This window comes from Actinomyces sp. 594, assembly GCF_019325145.1.
Classification (GTDB): domain Bacteria; phylum Actinomycetota; class Actinomycetes; order Actinomycetales; family Actinomycetaceae; genus Actinomyces.
Genome location: NZ_PIZC01000006.1, coordinates 12,178 through 29,979 on the forward strand (window position 1 = coordinate 12,178; position 17,802 = coordinate 29,979).

The window sequence follows — 17,802 nt, forward strand, 5'->3', positions numbered from 1 at the left end:
GGTACTGCGCGGCAGCGTGACCCAAGTCGCTGCAATGGGCGTGAGATTCCTCGCGTGGGGAGAACGACCCATGAGACGGGCTGCGTGGCCGCGCCCCGATCTGCCAGAGTGAGCATATGAGTTTCTCGCCCTTCAGCCCGCCCGAGCCGCAGAACACTGACGGCTCCGACGGGGCGAACATGCAGGACCCCTCCGGCGGCTATCAGCCGGAGTCCCAGGTTTCCCAGGACAATGCCGTTTCCTCCGACGCTTCGGCAGCCAATCCCTATCAGCAACTAGACACCTACCAGGGGCGGCAGGCCTACACGAGCGGTAGCTACCCGCCTGGATACGATCAGGCGCAGCAGGCCGGCTACCAGAACGCCGGTTACCAGCAGGGGTACCAAGATCCCGCCTACCAGCAGGCCGGGTACCAGCAGCCTGCCTACCAGGCGCCGGCCGCGGCGTACGGCCAGCCCTACGCCATGTACAACCAGAAGTCCAAGGTCGCCGCGGGACTGCTGGGCATCTTCCTGGGGGCGTTCGGGATTCATAACTTCTACCTCGGCTACAACGGCAAGGCGATTGCCCAGCTGCTGATCACGCTGCTGTCATTCGGGATTCTGGCCGTGGTATCGGGGATCTGGGGACTGGTTGAGGGCATCATCATCCTCACTGCCACGCCCGGCGCCCAGCCGTGGGGCGTCGACGCTAAAGGCGTGCCGCTGAGCAACTGAGTCGGCCGCGGCGCCCCGAGCCGGGTGCCGGGGCGCCGGCAACCTGGCACAATCGGGGGCGTGCTGCTTTCCGACCGTGACATCCGCGCAGAACTCGAATCCGGTCACGTCGGCCTCGAGCCCTATGACCCGGAGATGATCCAGCCCGCCTCTATTGATGTGCGCCTGGACCGCTGGTTCCGCCTGTTCGACAACCACCGCTACCCGGTTATCGACCCCGCTGTCGAGCAGGACCGGCTCACTCACCTGGTCGACGTTGGCCCCGATGAGCCGCTCGTGCTGCACCCCGGCGAGTTCGTGCTCGGCTCCACCTACGAGCGCGTCACCCTCCCCGGTGACATCGCTGCCCGCCTGGAGGGCAAGTCCAGCCTCGGGCGCCTGGGCCTGCTGACCCACTCCACCGCCGGCTTCATCGACCCCGGCTTCTCCGGGCACGTCACCCTGGAGCTGTCGAACACGGCCACCATGCCCATCAAGCTCTGGCCCGGCATGAAGGTCGGGCAGCTGTGCTTCTTCCGCCTGTCCTCGCCCGCTGCCGCGCCCTACGGCCAGGGCGCCACCGGCTCGCGCTACCAGGGCCAGCGCGGCCCGACGGCGTCGCGCTCACATCTGTCATTCCACCGCATCCGCATCACTGACGCAGGCCCCTTGGCTGAAGCCGCCGCGCCCGTCTCCGAGGGGCCGGGCGCATGAGTAAGCCGAACCGCTCCGCCGACCAGGAGCAGCCCGTCCCGGTGCTGGCGGACTTCTACGCCGCGGGCACCGACTTGGCCACTACCCTGCCCAGTGCTGCCCTGTCCACGGTCGGTTCCTTCCCAGTGGGGCGCGCCGATGCGCAGCACCTCCTGCTGCTAGCCGATGACGTGACCGTCGATGAGGTTGAGGCCCTGGCCCTGTCCCTGGACGAGAACGCCGGCTGGGTGGGCGCCTCCCGCCTGCAGGTGGCTCCCGGCGCCGAGCTGCAGGGGCCGTGGGACACCGACGCCGACTTGCGGGGTGTTCTGGAGCTGCCCGAGTGGGTCGCCCAGGTGATGATCCTGGACTGTCCGCCGCAGCGGGACGGTGCGTTGCCGGCCGCCTTGGCGGGTATTGATCCACTTACGGATGCCTTCCCGCTGGCCCAGCCCGCCGGCGCCGAACTGCTTGCGCTGACCCGTTTACGCGCGATGGCCCGCCGCCTGGCCGGAGGACTGAGGCTGGCTGGCGACCCGCAGGATGCCGGTGGTCGTACTGTTCCAGTACTCGTGGTCCCCGACCCCGAGCTGTCCACCACCCTTACCGTGTACTCGCCGGTGTGGATCACGCCTGATGGCGCCGTCTCCGTGGCGGCCCCGATCGCTCCGGGTGCTCGCCTGCTGCTGCATGCGGAGCCGACGGCGGGCCCGACCGGCCTTGCTGCCATACCGCATGAGGAGCTGGTAAGGCTCTCTGAGACCATCGGTGAGGATGTGCTGGATGCGGCCTGGCAGGCGGCCGAGCGTCGCCGCCATGAGCAGGCGGAGGAGGAGGCCCGGGCTCGGGCGGCGGGCGCACCCGTGGAGGAGCTGCGCGACGGATACGGCGTAGTCGCGGAGGTGGCGCACGCGCACCCCGAGTGGGGTGGGATCGAGATTCGCGTGCAGGCGGCGGAGGAGGTGCCGCTGGCTGTGCGGGGTGAGGCGTGGTCGCGCGACGGCGTAATCGCCTACCAGATTGTGTGGACGCCCTTGGACCCTGCCGATGCCCACCGCGAGGATCCGCCTGACGGCGTGCGGCAGGCGCGCGCTGCCGCACGCGTTCTCATTGAGGATGTTGCCGCCGCACTGTTGGCCGCCGCTGGGGGAGTAGTAGTTGACGACGACGGGTTCCTGGTCGGGTTTTAGTCCCAATTCGGTTCTATTGGGTCATCTCGTCTAGGTCATCTCGTCGGCCACGCCGGTCATTGCTGGTGGGGCCATTGGTTGAGGGTTTGGGTGTAGGTGTCGGGGGTGCCGTAGGTGAGGATGGCTCCTTCTGCTACGGGCACGGCTTTGTTGGCTAGGGCGTGGGCCTGGTTCCAGTGGGGTGAGTCGCGGTGGAAGAACATCTTCCAACCGGGCACGTAGTCGTAGGGTTCGGGGTCGGGGTTGAGTGGGGCGCCTTGGCGGCGTAGTGCGCCGATGGTGGGGTTGATGATGCGGGCACCGGTGTATATCAGCCAGTCGGCGAAGTCCTCGTCGGCGTCAATACGCGCCCCGAGCGTGCGACCTGTCTCAAGCCGTATGGAGTGGGTGTCGGGGTAGATCAGTCCCAGTGTGAGACCGAGGCTGCTGCCGTCGGCATCGATGTCGCCGCTGAAGAATGATCTGATGGCGCCGGGGAGTTCGGGGTCGGCGCTTGCGTAGACGGACTGGCGGAGTTGGTCGAGGGTTTCGATGTTGGGGTTGGCCTCCGCCTGCGCCTTGGTGCGGGCGGTGTTGCGCCACCGGTGGAAGGTGGGGTCATACGGCTTGATGGCCTGCATGAACTCCCACGCCCTGGCGATCGACTCATCCATACGCTGGTCCAGACCCGGACGCTGGCTTTTAAATGAAAGGCGCCATTTCATGGCGTCTATCCTTTCCTCTCTCTACTTGGATTTGTTAGTAGTAGTTGGGTGGGGTGAAGAAGAGTTTTATTGTGGAGGGGAAGTCTCCTCCTTTCTGGAGGTCTAGGAGTACGTCGTATAGCTCTTGTTCGGCGATGTGCCAGTGTATGGGTGTGTTGGTGCCGGTGGAGCGCACCGCCGCGACCTGTTCTCTCGCCTGCTCGACCGCGTCATCGACAACGTGTTCGCCCCAGGGTTTGTTCATGAGGTTTGCCAGGCCCTCGCCCTTGGCCTCGAGGAGCACGCCGTCCCTGAATCCGTCGAACTCCTTGCCGCCCACGAAGTAGGAGTCATCCACGCGCACACCGGTGACCTGCTCCTCATAGGTCGCCGAACGCCAGGAGGGGCTGTGGTTCCGGCCCTTACCCCAGGTACCGACACCGCCCTCACTGGACCCGCGCACGGGTTTGCGCACGCCGGGGTAGTGCTTGCCGGCACGCGGATCGAACAAACCGGGCTTTACCGCACCGGTTTCATCGGCCAGGTACCGGCGCACGGCTAGGTTGCGTTCCTTGACGTAACTACGCCAGGCGGCCCGGTTATTGTGCCACAGCCAGTACTCGTATCGGGCCTCACGGGCGGCCTGCCGGGAGGCCCAGTAGGCGCCGCGGGCGGTCTGCCCGCCCATCCCACTGACCGCGCCACCGCCCACGAAGGTCAGCGCCGCCAAGGCCAAGTCCAAGACCACCTCAGCGGGCGTGTGGGTGGATACATAGCGGCGTGCCGTCCCGGACGGGTCACGCATTAGGTCAGCGGCGCCATGAGCCGCTCCGAGCGCAGTGGTAACACCCATGCCGACCTCGAAGGCCAGCCCCAGCGTACCTCCGGTGAGCATCACCACCGCCCCAACAAAGAACAACAACGCGGCCTTCTGCCCCAGGCTCAGGCCCTCCCACCAGGCCCCCAGCGCGTGGAGAATCCCCGCTAGCCACCACAAGACCCCGGAGCTACTCAACTGCGTCTCCAGGGCAGCGGTCAGCACCGGGGCGAGAGCCACCACGCCGACGGCCACCCCCAGGGAGCCCACGCCCGCCAGCCGCCACACCCACCAGCGCTGCGGCACGGCGTCCAGCACCGCGCGCGCCGCCTCCTCCCGGCCCACGCGCAGCCTCGCGGGCGCAACCGCCAACAAACTTGGTTGGCGGGTGTCGGCGGCCTCAAGCAGCGTGAGGTAGGCCCACCGCCACTCAATCCCCGCGGTGGCTACCAGATCGATCAGCACCGCCCGCAGCGGCCGCCAGCGGTCATAGCGCAGCGCCTTGATGAGCCGCAGCCGCCACAGCCCCCACCGCCCGCCGCCGTCGTCACCCTCAAGCGACAGCGTGTAGCCGCCCTCCCACAGCGTGCGCATGTCCAACAGCCACGCCACACCCAACAAGGCCAGCAGGACCCAGCCGCGCCCGTGACCGCCCAGCGTCAAAGCAGAAGTGGCCCCCACCGGCCACCACGGCGCCTGGTCCCCGGTACTCGACCAGGCACCGTACTGACTGGCGTTGCGGCCGGCGTGATCCACCATCGCCACCCACAACGCCCACAACGGCGCCAGCGCGCACACCGCCCGCGCCACCAGGCGCCCCGGACCGGTCATGCCTGCGCACCGGCGCCACGCAGCTACGGACAACCCCACCGTCCCGGCCACCAGGCCGGTCACTATCGCGTGCCCCGCGAAAACCAGATACTCCCCCGCCTGACCTGAGAACGGACTGAGGGAGAACGTGGCCGCGCCCAAGCACTCCAAGTCGCCGACACCCTGATAGGAACACGTCAACATACCCAGCGCACCGAACAGGCTCGGCTGCGCCTCCAAGATGAGAACACGACGCGCCATCTCCTCAACCGCCTCAAACCCAGCGCCACAGGCCACGCCCAGCACCAGCCAGTCGCTCGCCAGCAGCCGCCGCGCCCGCCCCGGAGCCGCCACTGCCAGCACCGCCAGCGGCACCAGCTTGCCCACCTCCTCCACCAACGGGGCCACCACCACCGAAGCGGCCGTAGAGCTCACCGACACCTCAGCCAACCCCGACACCCACGTACTCGTTGCCGCGATGACCCCCGCCCACGGCATCGCCGCCGCCAGCACCCCGGACACCAGCGCCCAAGACACGCTCTTCGCCCGCGCCAGGGCGAACCAGCACAGCACCAGCCACATGCAGCCGATCCACGCGCCCAGGGCCGCCCGCAACGTCGGCGACACGATCAGTGCCACCAGCACCACCGCGGCCGCCACCCACGAACACGCCGCCCGAAACCGCAACAGGCGTCCGAACCAGGCCGTGCCGGTCACACGATCACGCAACACCTCCCACCACTCCACGCGGCCCCCAGGCAACAAACCAAAGGACGAACCGGGAGCTGCCAGGGGGATCGAAGACATCAGGGAGCCTCTCGATGAGACGTGCGGATACGAACCCGCGGCAGTAAATCACAAATCAGAATCTATGTACTACGCACAGGTCTGCTAGCCCACATGCGTAATGCGCGTTTGCCACGTCCTACAGCCGCCCGGCGTCAACCTGCCGCAGCACGCCATCGCCGCGGCGCGGCACCAGGCGCGCCTCCTGGGCGCGGGCCGACGCCTCACTCCAGCGCCAGCCATTGAAGACCACCGCCTCGGCCAGGGAGCGCGACCAGGCCACCGGCTCCTCGCCGCGCTCCCGCCCCACCGCCATGTAGTGGCGCAGCAGCCCGGCACTGGCCAGGGCGTCGTCGAGCGCCGTGTGGTGCCGCCCAATCTGAACCCCGGCGGTCTCGCAGCAGGTCACCAGCCGCCGCGACGGGGTGGCCATGAAGTGCCGCGCCAGTTCCATGGTGCACACCCGCGGCACTCGCGCCCCGCGCTCCAGGCGGTCCAAGCCGCCCAGCGCCTGGGTGAGGAAGCCGACGTCAAAGCGCGCGTTGTGGGCCACGACCGCCCGTCCCGCCAGGTCGCGCACCAGCAGGTCGGCGACGTCAGCGAGCGCGGGTGCCCCGATCAGATCCTCGGACACCAGCCCGTGAATGTGCGTGGGCCCCACATCGACGCCGACGCCCGGGTTCACCAGGGTTGACCAGGTCCGCTCCACCGTCCCGTCCGGTCCCGCCAGAACCAGGCCGATCTCGATAATCGAGTCCGCCGCCGGTGACAGCCCCGTGGTCTCCAGGTCGACGACGGCGTAACCCACTCCCGCGACATCCGCCGCATCGGGTGCGCTCGTGCTCGGGCGGGGCTGGAGCGTCTGGCGCAACGGGCGACGCGGGCGGTGGTAGAAGGGCATCGGCCCAATGGTAGGCCTCCGCCGCCGGGCCGTCCCCGCTCGTGGCTGTCGCCCGAGTCTCCCGGCGCCGACCCGGCCGACCGGGCTAGAGTCGAGACATGACGACCACGCCTGCCAATGACTCCACTGGCGCCGCTGCCTCAGCACCTACTGACGCCCTCACCGCCCCCTTGACCACCCCAGTCACCAACACCACAATCGCCACCCAGCTGGCCCACCGCACCATCCGCGCCTACACCTCCGAGCCGGTTGCCGAGGACGTGGTGTCCACCCTGCTGGATGTCGCCCGTCAGGCCGCCAGCTCCTCCTTCCAGCAGCAGGTAACCGTCATCCGGGTCCAGGACCCCGCGGTGCGCGCGCAGCTTCACCTCGCCTCCGGCCAGCCCTACGTGGGTGGAGAGCGCGGGGAGCTGTTCGTGTTCGTGGTGGACCTGCACCGCAACGCCGTCATCCGCGAGCGGGCCGGTGCCTCCCTGGAGCCGCTCGAGCGCACCGCCCTGTTCCTCCAGGGCGTTGAGGACGCCGTCATCGCCGCCCAGAACATGGTGGTCGCGGCCGAGTCCCTGGGCCTGGGCACCGTCTACCTCGGTTCCATCATCGGCGACGTGCGCCGTGTCATCACCGCCCTGGGCCTGCCCAAGCGCACCTACCCGCTGCTCGGACTGCTGGTGGGCCACCCCGCCCAGGAACCGCAATACAAGCCGCGCCTGCCCCGCGAGATCGTCACCTCCGTGGACACCTACCCCGACCTCGACGCCCACGTCGACGCCCTGGCCGCTTACGACGCCGAGGTCCAGCAGTACTACGACCTGCGTGACACCAACAACCGCGTCGACTCCTTCACCACCCAGATCGCCCGCGCCCTGGGCGGCGGCCCGGCCTCGCAAGCGCCCGTACTGGATGTCCTCCACGAGCAACTGCTCTGCCTGCACTGAGGAGGAGCCGTGCCGACCACGTCCGGGCCGGGGGCCCTCCCTGCTGGGTTTGGCGCCGTGCCCGCCCCGGTCGGGCCGGAGGCCCTCCCTGCCGTAACGGCTTTCGACTTCCCCCTCGCGCTCATCGCCGATGAACACCGCACGGACGCGGGCACCGGCGCCCCCGCAGCCCCCGGCACACGACCCCGCTTCCGCACCCTGGCCGAGGTGGGCGATGCTCGCGCCGTATTTCCACTTGCCTCGCTGACCAAGCCAATCGTCGCCTGGAGCGTCCTGGTCGCCGCCGACCGGCACCTGCTGGACCTCGGCGCCTCGGCTGCGCCCGGCCTGCCCGGCGCCACCATCCGTGACCTGCTCGCCCACGCCTCCGGCATCGCCTTCGACTCCGATGCCGTCCTGGCGCCGCCGCGCCACCGCCGCATCTACTCCAACCGCGGCTTCGAAGTCCTAGGTCGGTGCCTGGAGGAGGCGACCGCCACCCCGCTTGAGGAGTGGGTTGAGACCAGCGTCCTCGAACCCCTCGGCATGGCGAGTGTCCGCATCCCCGGCTCGCCCGCATACTCGGGGACGGGCAGCGCCGCCGACCTGGCCGCCTTCGCCCGCGAGCTCGCAGCCCCAACCCTCGTCTCGCCCGCTCTTGCCGCAGCCGCACGCCGCCCCGTCCACCCCGGCCTGCCGGGCGTACTGCCCGGATACGGACGCCAGGCCGCAAACGAATTCGGCCTTGGCCTGGAGATTCGCGGCGCCAAGCAGCCGCACTGGACCGCCCCGACGAACAGCCCCGAGACCTTCGGCCACTTCGGCCAGTCCGGCTCATTCATCTGGATAGACCCGGTCGCCCGCCGCCAAGCGGTATTCCTGGGCGCGCGCCCCTTCAGTGCCGTGCACCGGGAGAACTGGCCCGCGCTCAGCGCCCAGCTACTCGCCCTATGACTCGGGCATCGCGGCCGCGCACGCTCAGCCGGTCGCCCCAATTACCTCAATCGGGACTTTTCCTTGAAAAACAGCCATTTTTGAAATTGCCCGACTCGCGGCGCCGACGCTCCCACGTGCGGCGAACGACCCGGCGCACGCTGGAGCCCTTCGCCGTTTCCGGCGCGCTTAGTGAAACCGCAGAATTTCGCGGTTCTTGTGACGCGCACCGATGGCTAAGCGTGCGTCACTCGCACTAGCGCGCCGTGGCGCGCCGTGGGAAGGCCGACGCGGGGCGGACCCCGGGCCATCCCGGTCAGTCGAGGTCGACGATGACGGGCACGTGATCGCTCGGTCCCTTGCCCTTGCGCTCGTCGCGCTCGATGGCGGCATCGCGCACGCGCGCCGCGAAGGCGGCCGAGCCGTAGACGAAATCGATGCGCATGCCCTCGTTGCGGGGGAAGCGCAGCTGCTGGTAGTCCCAGTAGGTGTAGTTGGTGACGCGCTCGCGCGTGACCTCGGTCAGGCCGGTAGCCTCCAACGCCGCCAGAGCAGCCCGCTCCGGCGCGGACACGTGCGTGGCGCCCTCGAAAACGCTCACATCCCACACGTCCTCATCCCGCGGCGCCACGTTCCAGTCGCCGACCAGTGCCAGCGCCTGGCCCGGATCCGCCGCCATCCAGCCTGCCGCAGCATCGCGCAGGGCCGCCAGCCAAGCCAGCTTGTACTGGTAGTGCGGGTGTGCCAGCTCGCGGCCGTTGGGCACGTACAGGCTCCACAACCGCACCGGCTCGCCGTCCCCGCCCCCGACGGTGGCGCCCAGAGCCCGCGCCTCCACCACCGGCTCGGCCCCCGCCTTCGCCGCCCAGCCGGGCTGCCCGGGGAAGGCGGTAACGACGTCCGCCAGCCCCACCCGGGAGGCGATGGCCACGCCGTTCCACTGGTTCAGCCCGTGCACGGCCAGCTCGTAGCCGGCCGCCTCGAAGGGCGCGCGGGGGAACTGGTCCGGGCGGCACTTGATCTCCTGCATGGCCAGCACGTCTACGTCCCTGCGCTGAAGGAAACCGACGATCCGGTCGACGCGGGTGCGGGCGGAGTTCACGTTCCAGGTAGCCAGGCGCATACGGGCAGGCTACCGCGGCCGCCCGCCCGGCGCCCGTGCGCGTAGTGCGGGCGGTGGGCGGCGCGGCTAGGCTCAGCCCCATGGGAACCGCACTCATCACCGGCGCCACCAGCGGAATCGGCCTGGAGCTGGCCTGGCAGCTCGCCGAGGCCCACCACGACCTGGTGCTGGTGGCCCGCACGCGCGCGCGGCTGGATCGGGTTGCCGCGCAAATCAGTCAGGCGGCGGGAGTCGGCGTGCAGGTGATCGCCGCGGACCTGTCGGTCGCCGATGATGTTGGCCGCGTCGCCGAGCGACTGCGCGTCGCAGCGCCCGCAGCCGACCCCGCGGCGGGTCCGGCCCGCCCGGATGCCCCGCACACCGCCGCGCAGGTGGCCGCCCAGCCCATCGACCTGCTGGTCAACAACGCCGGCTTTGCCGTCGGGCAGGCCTTCGCAGAAGGTGACATCGCCCAGGAGCGGCGGGCCCTGAGCGTGATGGTCGGTGCCGTGATGGAGCTGACCCACGCCGCCGTGCCGGGGATGATCGCGCGCGGGCACGGCGCCATCCTGAACGTCGCCTCCGTGACCGCGCTGACCGCCATGGGTACCTACGCGGCGCACAAGGCCTGGGTGCGCACCTTCACCGAGGGCCTGGCCAGTGAGCTGCGCGGCACCGGCGTAACGGCCACGGTGGTGAACCCTGGCCTGACGCGCTCGGAGTTCCACGACCGCGCCGGCATGGATGCGGCCTGGCCGCCGATCGCCTGGCTGCGGGCCGACGATGTGGCCCGGGCCGCGCTCGCGGCGGTGCGCCGCGGCCAGGTCATCTGCACGCCCTCGCTGCGGTACCTGGGTGTCAACGCACTGCTGCGCGTGGCGCCCCGCGGGGTGGTGCGGCGCATCGCCGGGCATGCCAGCGTGCGCACCCGCTACTGACTGGTCGGCTATGGCTAGCCGGCCGTGACTGCTACGTGCCCCCGGCCGGAGGCTGGGGCGTAAGTCCTGACGTTTCACGACGCCGTGTGATATCCTTCATACGGTCAGGAAGCCCTTGTCGGTCCGTGTCCCCAACGGACGGGGCGTGACATTCCCGGAGCGTGAGGGGGTGCCGCGTGGTACGTCTCGTCAGGACGCTATGGCGCGGCTATACGCGCCTGTTCACCGGCTGGACCAGGATCGCCCTGGCGGCGCTGCTGGGCGCGGTCCTGGGAGTGGGCGGCTTCACCGTGTACTACTCGGGTGTTGTCGCCTACCTCGGTGATGATCCGGCCACCTGCGCCAACTGCCATGCGATGAATGAGCAGTACGAGGCCTGGCAGCGGGGCAGCCACCATGAAGTGGCCACCTGCAACTCCTGCCACCTTCCGCATGACAACGTCGTCTACAAGTACATCAACAAGGCTGACAACGGCCTGTGGCACTCCCTGAAGTTCACGCTGCAGGACTATCCGGAGAACATCCAGATCCGCGAGCACAACCGTGAGATCACCGAGGCGGCCTGCCTCTACTGCCATGGCGACTTCGTCGACCAGGCCACCAACAGTTCCACCCACAAAGACGAGACGGTGTCGTGCATCCGCTGTCACGACGGCGTCGGGCACACGAGGTGATGCGACATGAGTACCGAGAGGGACAACGCCGCTATGGAGGACCCCGGCCTGGACGCGGACCTGGATCCGGACCTGGACGGGGCGGACGGCGCCGCACAGGCCGCTAAGGCCGATGCGGCGGGCGGTGTGCGCAAGGCCGGGCGGGCGCAGAAGTGGGTGCCCGCCCTGGTGCTGGTGGTAGTCGCCGTGGCGGCAGGTGCCGTGACCTGGATGCTGACGACTATCTTCGAGCACAAGCAGGAGTCGGCGTCCCCCTTCACCGAGGTGGTCGAGTTGAGTGACACCACCTACGATCCGGCCATATGGGGCCAGAACTTCCCCATCCAGTACGAGCAGTACCGCAAGACCATCGAGGACACCGACGGTGACTTCATCGCCGTCACCCCCACCGCTGAGGATCCGCGCGAGTACCACACGATTTCCCGGATCGAGTCCGAGACCCGTGCCCAGCGCATGTGGCGCGGCTACGCCTTCGCGGTGGACTACACCGAGCCGCGCGGGCACGAGTGGGCGCTGGTGGACCAGCGCTACACCGAGCGCACCGACGAGCGCTTCAACCAGCCCGGCACCTGCCTGAACTGTCACGCCTCCATGCCGGAGGTCTACGACGAGCTGGGCGACGGCGACCGTGAGGCCGGCTTCCACGCCATGAACGCCATGAGCTACGACGAGGCCTACGAGCACACCTCCTCCTCCATCGCCTGCATAGACTGCCACGACCCGCAGACCATGGAGCTGACCATCACCCGGCCCGCCTTCATCGACGGCATCCGCAAGGCCAAGGCCGCCGAGGGCATCGCGGACTACGACGTCAACCGGGACGCTACTAACCAGGAGATGCGCTCCTACGTCTGCGCCCAGTGCCACGTGGAGTACTACTTCGCCGGCGATTCCAAGACGCTGACCTTCCCGTGGGACAAGGGCCTGACCGTATACGACGCCATGGACTACTACGACGAGGTCGGCTGGACCGACTTCACTCACGAGGAGTCCGGTGCCGAGGTGCTCAAGGCGCAGCACCCAGACTTCGAGACCTGGGCCCAGGGTATCCATGCCGAAAATGGCGTGACCTGTGCCGACTGCCACATGGCCTACAGTCGGGAGGGTGCCGCCAAGGTCTCCAACCACCAGATCATGAGCCCGATGGTCAGTGACGAGAGCATTAACGCCTCCTGCCTGACCTGCCACCACTCCACGGCGGCGCAGATGCGCGAGCGGGTAGAGGTCATCCAGACCCGCTGGCAGGGTTCGCTGAACGTATCCTTCACCGCCCTGGATGCGCTGATCACCGATATCACGGCGGCGGATGAGGACGGCAGTGCGTCGGCGGACGAGCTGGCCACGGCCCGCGACTACCAGCGCAAGGCACAGTTCGTGATCGACTACTCCTTCTCGGAGAACGGCCGCGGCTTCCACGCACCCGCCTACTCGATCTCCATCCTCAACCAGGCGACCGACTGGGCCCGCTCCGGGCAGTTGGCGCTGCGCGGAGTCGAGGTGGACAACGGGATCGGGCCGGCCATCCCCGAGCAGCACCTGCCTGACACCGGCGACTGACGGGGTACAAGAGCGGTATGCGTCAAGCGCAGGGGAACGAGGAATCGCGAGCACAGGAGACCAGCGGTGAGCCGAATCGGGAGGAACTTGCCGCCTTCCTGGCCACCGCCCCGGAAGGGCTGAAGGGATGGGCGGCCGCGCAGTTGGCCGACCTCGAGGCCGACCTCGAGGCCGACCCTGAGGCCGGGCGCGCGGGCAAGGCCGCCGACGCCGCCGCGGCCGCGGCACGCAGGACGCCGGACGGCGAGCCCGCCGACGAGCCTGCGCCTGAAGACGGCATTGGGCACGAGCAGGATGGTGAGGACGACGGTGAGGACGCGGCCGACGTCGAGGACCTGCTGGCGGAGGACGACGATGCTGCCCCCGCCCGGCCGGTCAAGGCCGTACGCGGCCGCACCTCCGCGACGGCGCGGCCGCGCGGAGGCGTCTCCCGCCTGAACCTGGTGCTCGTGGCACTGCTGGCTGCCGCCGTCGTCATCATCGTGCAGCAGGCGGGACAGGACGATGCCGCCGACACGGCGCTGCCCGAGGGGCACCCGTCCATCGCGGCCACCGCCGATGCGAGCGCCATCGCCGCCATGGATGAGGCCGAGCCGGTGGACACCGAGCGGGAGGCGGAGCTCCAGGCGCAGGCGCAGGCGGATCCCGCGGATGCGCAGTCCCGCCAGGAGCTGGGCGTCATGTACCTCAAGGCGGCCCTGTACCAGGACTCCATTACCTGGTTGCAGCAGATCCTCGACGTCGACCCCGACAACCTGGACGCGCTGCTGACCATCGGCGTGGCGGAGTACCAGTCCAACCAGTACGAGCAGGCGGAGGCGCACTGGCTGCGCGCCGCCGAGATCGACCCGGACGTGGCCGAACCCTGGTACAACCTCGGCTTCCTGTACATGGCCCGCACCCCTCCCGACGCCGACCGGGCGAATCAGTGCTGGGAGAAGGTGCTTCAGCTAGCCCCAGACTCGGAGATGGCCGCGAATGTCCGGGGTCATGTGGGAACCATGGGCTCGGCCACGGCTACGCCGAGCGCGGGGTGAGCGGATGGAGCTGACTCTTCCTGTCGCCCTGCTGGCGGGCCTCGTCTCCTTCGCCTCGCCCTGCTTCCTGCCGATCGTGCCCGCCTTCGTGGGGCAGCTGGTGGGGGCCGGGAGTGGCCCCGTGCGCCGCCGCGCCGCCCTGGCGAACTCCTTGAGCTTCGTGCTCGGCTTCTCCGTGGTCTTCATCGCCCTGTGGGCCGCGCTCGGGCTGCTTGGGCGCTCACTGGGCCCCTACGTGGTTCATTTGCGCATAGTGGCCGGGGCGGTCCTGGTGCTGATGGGGCTGCACGTTGCGGGCATTCTGACGCTGCGGCCCTTCGACACCCAGGTACGGGCCTCCGGCCCCGCCGACGCCGCCGGGTCGCCGCTGCGCGCCGCCCTGATGGGAATCGCCTTCGGTGCGGGTTGGACCCCGTGTATCGGCCCGATCCTCGGGGGCATTCTCGCGCTGGCGACGGCGAGCCCGACGGTCTGGTCCGGCATCGCCCTGATGACCGCGTACTGCCTGGGCCTGGGCATCCCGATCATCGCGGTCGCCCTCGGGTCGGCTCAGGTGACGCGGAGATTCGACTGGTTCCGCCGCCACCACGTGGGCGTGTCCCTGGCCAGCGGGGGCGTGCTCGTCGTCGTCGGGCTGCTTATGGTCAGCGGCCTGCTGACCCGGCTGTCCGCGCTGATTCCCTCGCTGGGACTATAAGTAAGGAGGCACTGACGGTGAAACAGACCAAGACGCTGCCCCCGGAGCCGCGTACCGCCGGGGCGCCGCGCAGCTCCGGGGCCGTGGACGGCCTGGACGACCAGGCCGCGCTGCCCCTGGGCCAGGTGCTCCGGCAGGTCTACGCCTTCTTCTACAACAAGACCGTGGGCCTGGTGCTGATTCTGCTGGCCGGCCTGCTGGGGCTGCTGGGCGCGATCTTCCCGCAGATGCCCGACTCCGCCCGGGGGGATGCCCAGGCCACCGAGCAGTGGCTGGAGCAGGTGCGGCCGGTGTTCGGCGGCTGGACCGGCATTCTGCGCACGCTGGGCGCGTTCAACATGTTCACCTCGGTGCCGTTCCTGGTGGTGATGGGGCTGCTGGCCGCCTCTATCCTCGCCTGCACGGTGCATCGCCTGCCGGTCATCTGGCGGGCCTACCGGCACCCGCGCACCCGGGTGACCGCCCGCTTCTTCGACCGGGCCCGGCTGCGCTCCCACTTCACCGCGCCGCTCAGCGCCGCGGACGCCTTCGCGATCGTGTGCAAGGACGCCCGTCGGCGCCGCATGCGCGTGATCGTGGACGAGCGCGGTCCCGGCCTCAACGCCTACCTGGACCGCAACTACTGGGCGCCCTTCGGCACGGTGTTCGCCCACCTCGCCTTCGTGGTGGTCATGGCCGGGTTCGTGGTCTCCTCCCTGACCGGCTTCCGCGACCAGCAGTTCACCCTGACCGTCGGCTACCCCAAGGACGTGGGCCACGGCACCGCCCTGACGGCGCAGGCCAACAGCTTCCAGGACACCTACTACGAGGACGGCTCGCCGAAGGACTACGTCGCCGACCTGACCCTGCTGGACGCCGGCCAGCAGGTCGCTTCCCAGCAGGTACGGGTCAACACCCCGCTGAGCTACCACGGCGTCATGTTCCACCAGTCCTACTTCGGGGTATCCGCCGTCATGCGCGTGGCCGACGCCTCTGGGACGGAGATCCTCCACGACGGCGTCGCTCTGGAGTGGACCACCTCGGACAAGATCTTCAACTACGGCCACACCACCCTGCCCGACGGCCCGGTGCTGTACGTGGTCGAGGCCGCCTCCGGGCAGGTGGGCACCGGCATCGAGCCCGGCCAGGTGCGCGTCGAGCTGTACGACGGCGACGCCACCACGCCCAGTGCGCAGGCCATCCTGGACCAGGGTGCGCCGACGGCGGTGGGGGACTACACCCTGACCTTTGAGCGGGAGCAGCAGTTCACCGGCATGATCGTGCGCCGCGACCCCGGTGCCCCGATCGTCTGGGTCGGCTTCGGCCTACTGGCGATCGGCGTGTGCATGACCATGTTCTTCCGGCACCGGCGCATCTGGGTGCGGGTGACCGAGGCCGACGACGGCGCCCTGGTGCAGCTGGCCTCCCCCGACCGCCGCGACTACGGATTCAGTGCCTTCTTCACCGACATGTCCGTCAGCCTGAGCGGACAGATGACCCAGCACGCGGAAAGGACCGACGCCGATGCTTGAGTACTCCCAGGCCCTGCTGCTGATCACCACCGCCCTGGTGGTGATCTCCACCATCGCCTACCTGGGTGCATTCTTCTCCGCCCGCATGTCCCGGGCCGCCGTCGCGGCCCCGGCGGGAGGGGCGGGGGTGAGCGTCGTCGTCGACACCGGCGACGGTGAGCGCACCGTGGAGGTGACCGGCGGGGTTCAGCGAGCCCCGATCAAGCGCTTCACCATCACCTGGTGGGCGGCTAAGTCGACTCAGCTGGGCCTGCTGCTGCTGACGGGTTCGCTGATCGCCCGTGCCATCGCCACCGGGCACGCCCCCTTCTCCAACCACTACGAGTTCGCCATCTGCTTTGCCTGGGGCATGATGCTGGCGCAGGTGGTCTTCGAGTGGCGCTACCGGGTGCGCACCGTGTCAATCATCGTGCTGCCGGTGATCCTGGCGATGCTGATTTACGCCTCCACCCTGTCCTACCAGCCGAGCCCGCTCATGCCGGCGCTGCAGAACTCTCCGCTGCTGACGCTGCACGTGTTCACCGCCTCGCTGGGATACGGGGCCGCAGTGGTCTCCTTCGCCGCCGCGGTCATGTACCTGCTGGCCCCGCACGTGCGCTGGCGGGGCTGGCCCCGCCAGGAGGTGCTGGACGACCTGGCCTACCGGGCCACCGTGGTCACCTTCCCCATGCTCACGCTCATGCTGATTCTGGGGGCGCTGTGGGGGAATGTCGCCTGGGGGCGCTACTGGGGCTGGGACCCCAAGGAGACCGCGGCCCTGGTCACCTGGCTCATCTACGGCGCCTACCTGCACGCCCGCGTGACGCGCGGCTGGCGGGGCAACCGCGCCGCCTGGCTGCTGATCCTCGGATTCGCCGCCGTCCTGTTCACCTACCTGGGCAACCTGTTCTTCGGAGGACTGCACTCCTATGCGTGACGACATGAGTGACGAGCTGCCGGAAGAGGCCTCCGCCGACGCCGGTGACCGGCCCGACGCCGATCCCAGTGCCCGGGGCGGTGTCCCCGGCGAGCCGGCCTGGCGCGCCGGCGTCCGCGGCTCCCACTTCGGGCAGGTGGCCGTGGTGATCGTGGCGGCCTTCGCCATTGCCATCGCCGCCTGGTGGGCGGTGGGGCCCGAGGATGCCGGGCCGGCCCAGGCGGAGATCGCAGTAGTCACCGAGGTGGACGTGGCGGGGGCGAGCACCGCCCCGGTGGCGGGGCAGACGGCGCCCGCCTTCACCGCCGCGGACCTCGACTCCCAGGAGGTGGCGCTGGATCCGCAGGCCACGGAGGGGCGGCCGGTGTGGCTGATGTTCGTGGCCACCTGGTGCACGGGCTGCCGCACCGAGATGCCCGATGTGCAGGCGGCGGCCGCCGCATACGGCGACGACGTGGAGGTGATCGTGGTTTATGTGGGGGAGGACGCCGCCGCGGTGAGTGCCTACTCCGAGCGTGTGGGCAACGAGTTCACCCAGGTGCCTGACCGCAACCAGGCGATCTCCGCCGCCTACGGGATCATGGGCGTGCCCTCCCACTTCTTCATCGGTGCCGACGGCGTGGTACAGCAGGTGCACGTGGGCCTGCTGACTCCCGCGCAGATGGACGAGTCCCTGCGCGCCCTCACCGGCGCCTGACCCTCCCCTCTTTCGCCGAGACCGGCACTTGTTACATGCCGAGACCGGTGGGAATCACGTGGCGCTTTCGGTATGAGGGTGTGGTGGGCCGATCCCGGGTGCAGGCCGCAGCGGAATGTCCAGATTCGGCACGAAGGGTGCCAGCCGTGTCGGTGTTATGTCTCAGGACATCGGTGACAGTTCGGGGGTTATTGGTGGTGACAGTTCGGCTGTGATGGGCCGGTGAGTAATGATCCTGTTGACCCGCGTAT

General features: G+C 69.3%; 17 protein-coding genes. 13 read left to right on the forward strand and 4 right to left on the reverse strand.

Translation table 11 applies throughout. The annotated features are described in order from the left end of the window. The first annotated feature begins 116 nt into the window (after positions 1-116). The 3 genes from GZ998_RS00275 to GZ998_RS00285 are packed head-to-tail and all read left to right on the forward strand — an operon-like array spanning position 117 to position 2,578. Positions 117-716, forward strand: a complete 600-nt coding sequence (locus GZ998_RS00275; protein WP_238994254.1) for a TM2 domain-containing protein — start codon at positions 117-119, stop codon at positions 714-716. A gap of 60 nt (positions 717-776) precedes the next feature. Further along, positions 777-1,409 (forward strand): dCTP deaminase, encoded by a 633-nt coding sequence (gene dcd / locus GZ998_RS00280; RefSeq protein ID WP_162679027.1) that lies wholly within the window; start codon positions 777-779, stop codon positions 1,407-1,409. Then, entirely contained in the window at positions 1,406-2,578 is a 1,173-nt protein-coding gene (locus tag GZ998_RS00285) for a hypothetical protein (RefSeq protein WP_257504869.1), read from the forward strand. Before dcd ends, GZ998_RS00285 begins: the two co-directional genes overlap by 4 nt. Positions 2,579-2,634: 56 nt before the next feature. On the opposite strand, the gene GZ998_RS00290 is transcribed toward GZ998_RS00285, so the two are convergent. From GZ998_RS00290 to GZ998_RS00300, 3 genes are all read right to left on the reverse strand, one after another. Then, positions 2,635-3,282, reverse strand: a complete 648-nt coding sequence (locus GZ998_RS00290; protein WP_219108260.1) for a hypothetical protein — start codon at positions 3,280-3,282, stop codon at positions 2,635-2,637. Between the two features lie 34 nt (positions 3,283-3,316). Then, a complete protein-coding gene (locus GZ998_RS00295) occupies positions 3,317-5,620 on the reverse strand; it encodes a PrsW family glutamic-type intramembrane protease (protein ID WP_308807121.1) in 2,304 nt (767 codons plus the stop codon). A 193-nt stretch (positions 5,621-5,813) separates the two neighbouring features. Then, positions 5,814-6,575 (reverse strand): PolC-type DNA polymerase III, encoded by a 762-nt coding sequence (locus GZ998_RS00300; protein ID WP_161924973.1) that lies wholly within the window; start codon positions 6,573-6,575, stop codon positions 5,814-5,816. A 98-nt stretch (positions 6,576-6,673) separates the two neighbouring features. Here GZ998_RS00300 and GZ998_RS00305 point away from each other — a divergent pair, with 98 nt between their 5' ends. After that, positions 6,674-7,510, forward strand: coding sequence for an NADPH-dependent oxidoreductase (locus GZ998_RS00305; RefSeq protein WP_219108263.1), 837 nt, complete (start codon positions 6,674-6,676; stop codon positions 7,508-7,510). A gap of 57 nt (positions 7,511-7,567) precedes the next feature. Beyond that, complete coding sequence (locus tag GZ998_RS00310) at positions 7,568-8,443, forward strand: serine hydrolase (protein ID WP_219108272.1); 876 nt, start codon at positions 7,568-7,570, stop codon at positions 8,441-8,443. Positions 8,444-8,738: 295 nt separating this feature from the next. Here GZ998_RS00310 and GZ998_RS00315 read toward each other — a convergent pair whose 3' ends face one another. Further along, positions 8,739-9,545 carry an exodeoxyribonuclease III gene (locus GZ998_RS00315; protein WP_162679023.1) on the reverse strand — a complete coding sequence of 269 codons (807 nt, stop codon included), beginning with the start codon at positions 9,543-9,545 and terminating at the stop codon, positions 8,739-8,741. 80 nt (positions 9,546-9,625) lie between these two features. Here GZ998_RS00315 and GZ998_RS00320 point away from each other — a divergent pair, with 80 nt between their 5' ends. From GZ998_RS00320 to GZ998_RS00355, 8 genes are all read left to right on the forward strand, one after another. Next, entirely contained in the window at positions 9,626-10,462 is an 837-nt protein-coding gene (locus GZ998_RS00320) for an SDR family oxidoreductase (protein ID WP_161924971.1), read from the forward strand. A gap of 176 nt (positions 10,463-10,638) precedes the next feature. Further along, positions 10,639-11,136 carry a cytochrome c nitrite reductase small subunit gene (nrfH, locus tag GZ998_RS00325; RefSeq protein WP_162679021.1) on the forward strand — a complete coding sequence of 166 codons (498 nt, stop codon included), beginning with the start codon at positions 10,639-10,641 and terminating at the stop codon, positions 11,134-11,136. A 6-nt stretch (positions 11,137-11,142) separates the two neighbouring features. Continuing rightward, complete coding sequence (locus tag GZ998_RS00330) at positions 11,143-12,693, forward strand: ammonia-forming cytochrome c nitrite reductase subunit c552 (protein ID WP_237564189.1); 1,551 nt, start codon at positions 11,143-11,145, stop codon at positions 12,691-12,693. Positions 12,694-12,710: 17 nt separating this feature from the next. Next, entirely contained in the window at positions 12,711-13,730 is a 1,020-nt protein-coding gene (locus GZ998_RS00335; RefSeq protein ID WP_162679020.1) for a tetratricopeptide repeat protein, read from the forward strand. Between the two features lie 4 nt (positions 13,731-13,734). Then, complete coding sequence (locus GZ998_RS00340) at positions 13,735-14,427, forward strand: cytochrome c biogenesis CcdA family protein (protein WP_162679019.1); 693 nt, start codon at positions 13,735-13,737, stop codon at positions 14,425-14,427. A 17-nt stretch (positions 14,428-14,444) separates the two neighbouring features. Beyond that, positions 14,445-15,938: a cytochrome c biogenesis protein ResB gene (locus tag GZ998_RS00345; protein WP_308807122.1), complete on the forward strand. Its 1,494-nt coding sequence runs from the start codon at positions 14,445-14,447 to the stop codon at positions 15,936-15,938. After that, the gene (gene ccsB / locus GZ998_RS00350) at positions 15,931-16,854 is read left to right on the forward strand and encodes a c-type cytochrome biogenesis protein CcsB (RefSeq protein WP_162679018.1); all 924 of its coding nucleotides are present in this window, start codon (positions 15,931-15,933) and stop codon (positions 16,852-16,854) included. Before GZ998_RS00345 ends, ccsB begins: the two co-directional genes overlap by 8 nt. 4 nt (positions 16,855-16,858) lie before the next feature. Further along, a complete protein-coding gene (locus GZ998_RS00355; protein ID WP_219108264.1) occupies positions 16,859-17,551 on the forward strand; it encodes a TlpA disulfide reductase family protein in 693 nt (230 codons plus the stop codon). The last annotated feature ends 251 nt before the right edge of the window (positions 17,552-17,802 follow it).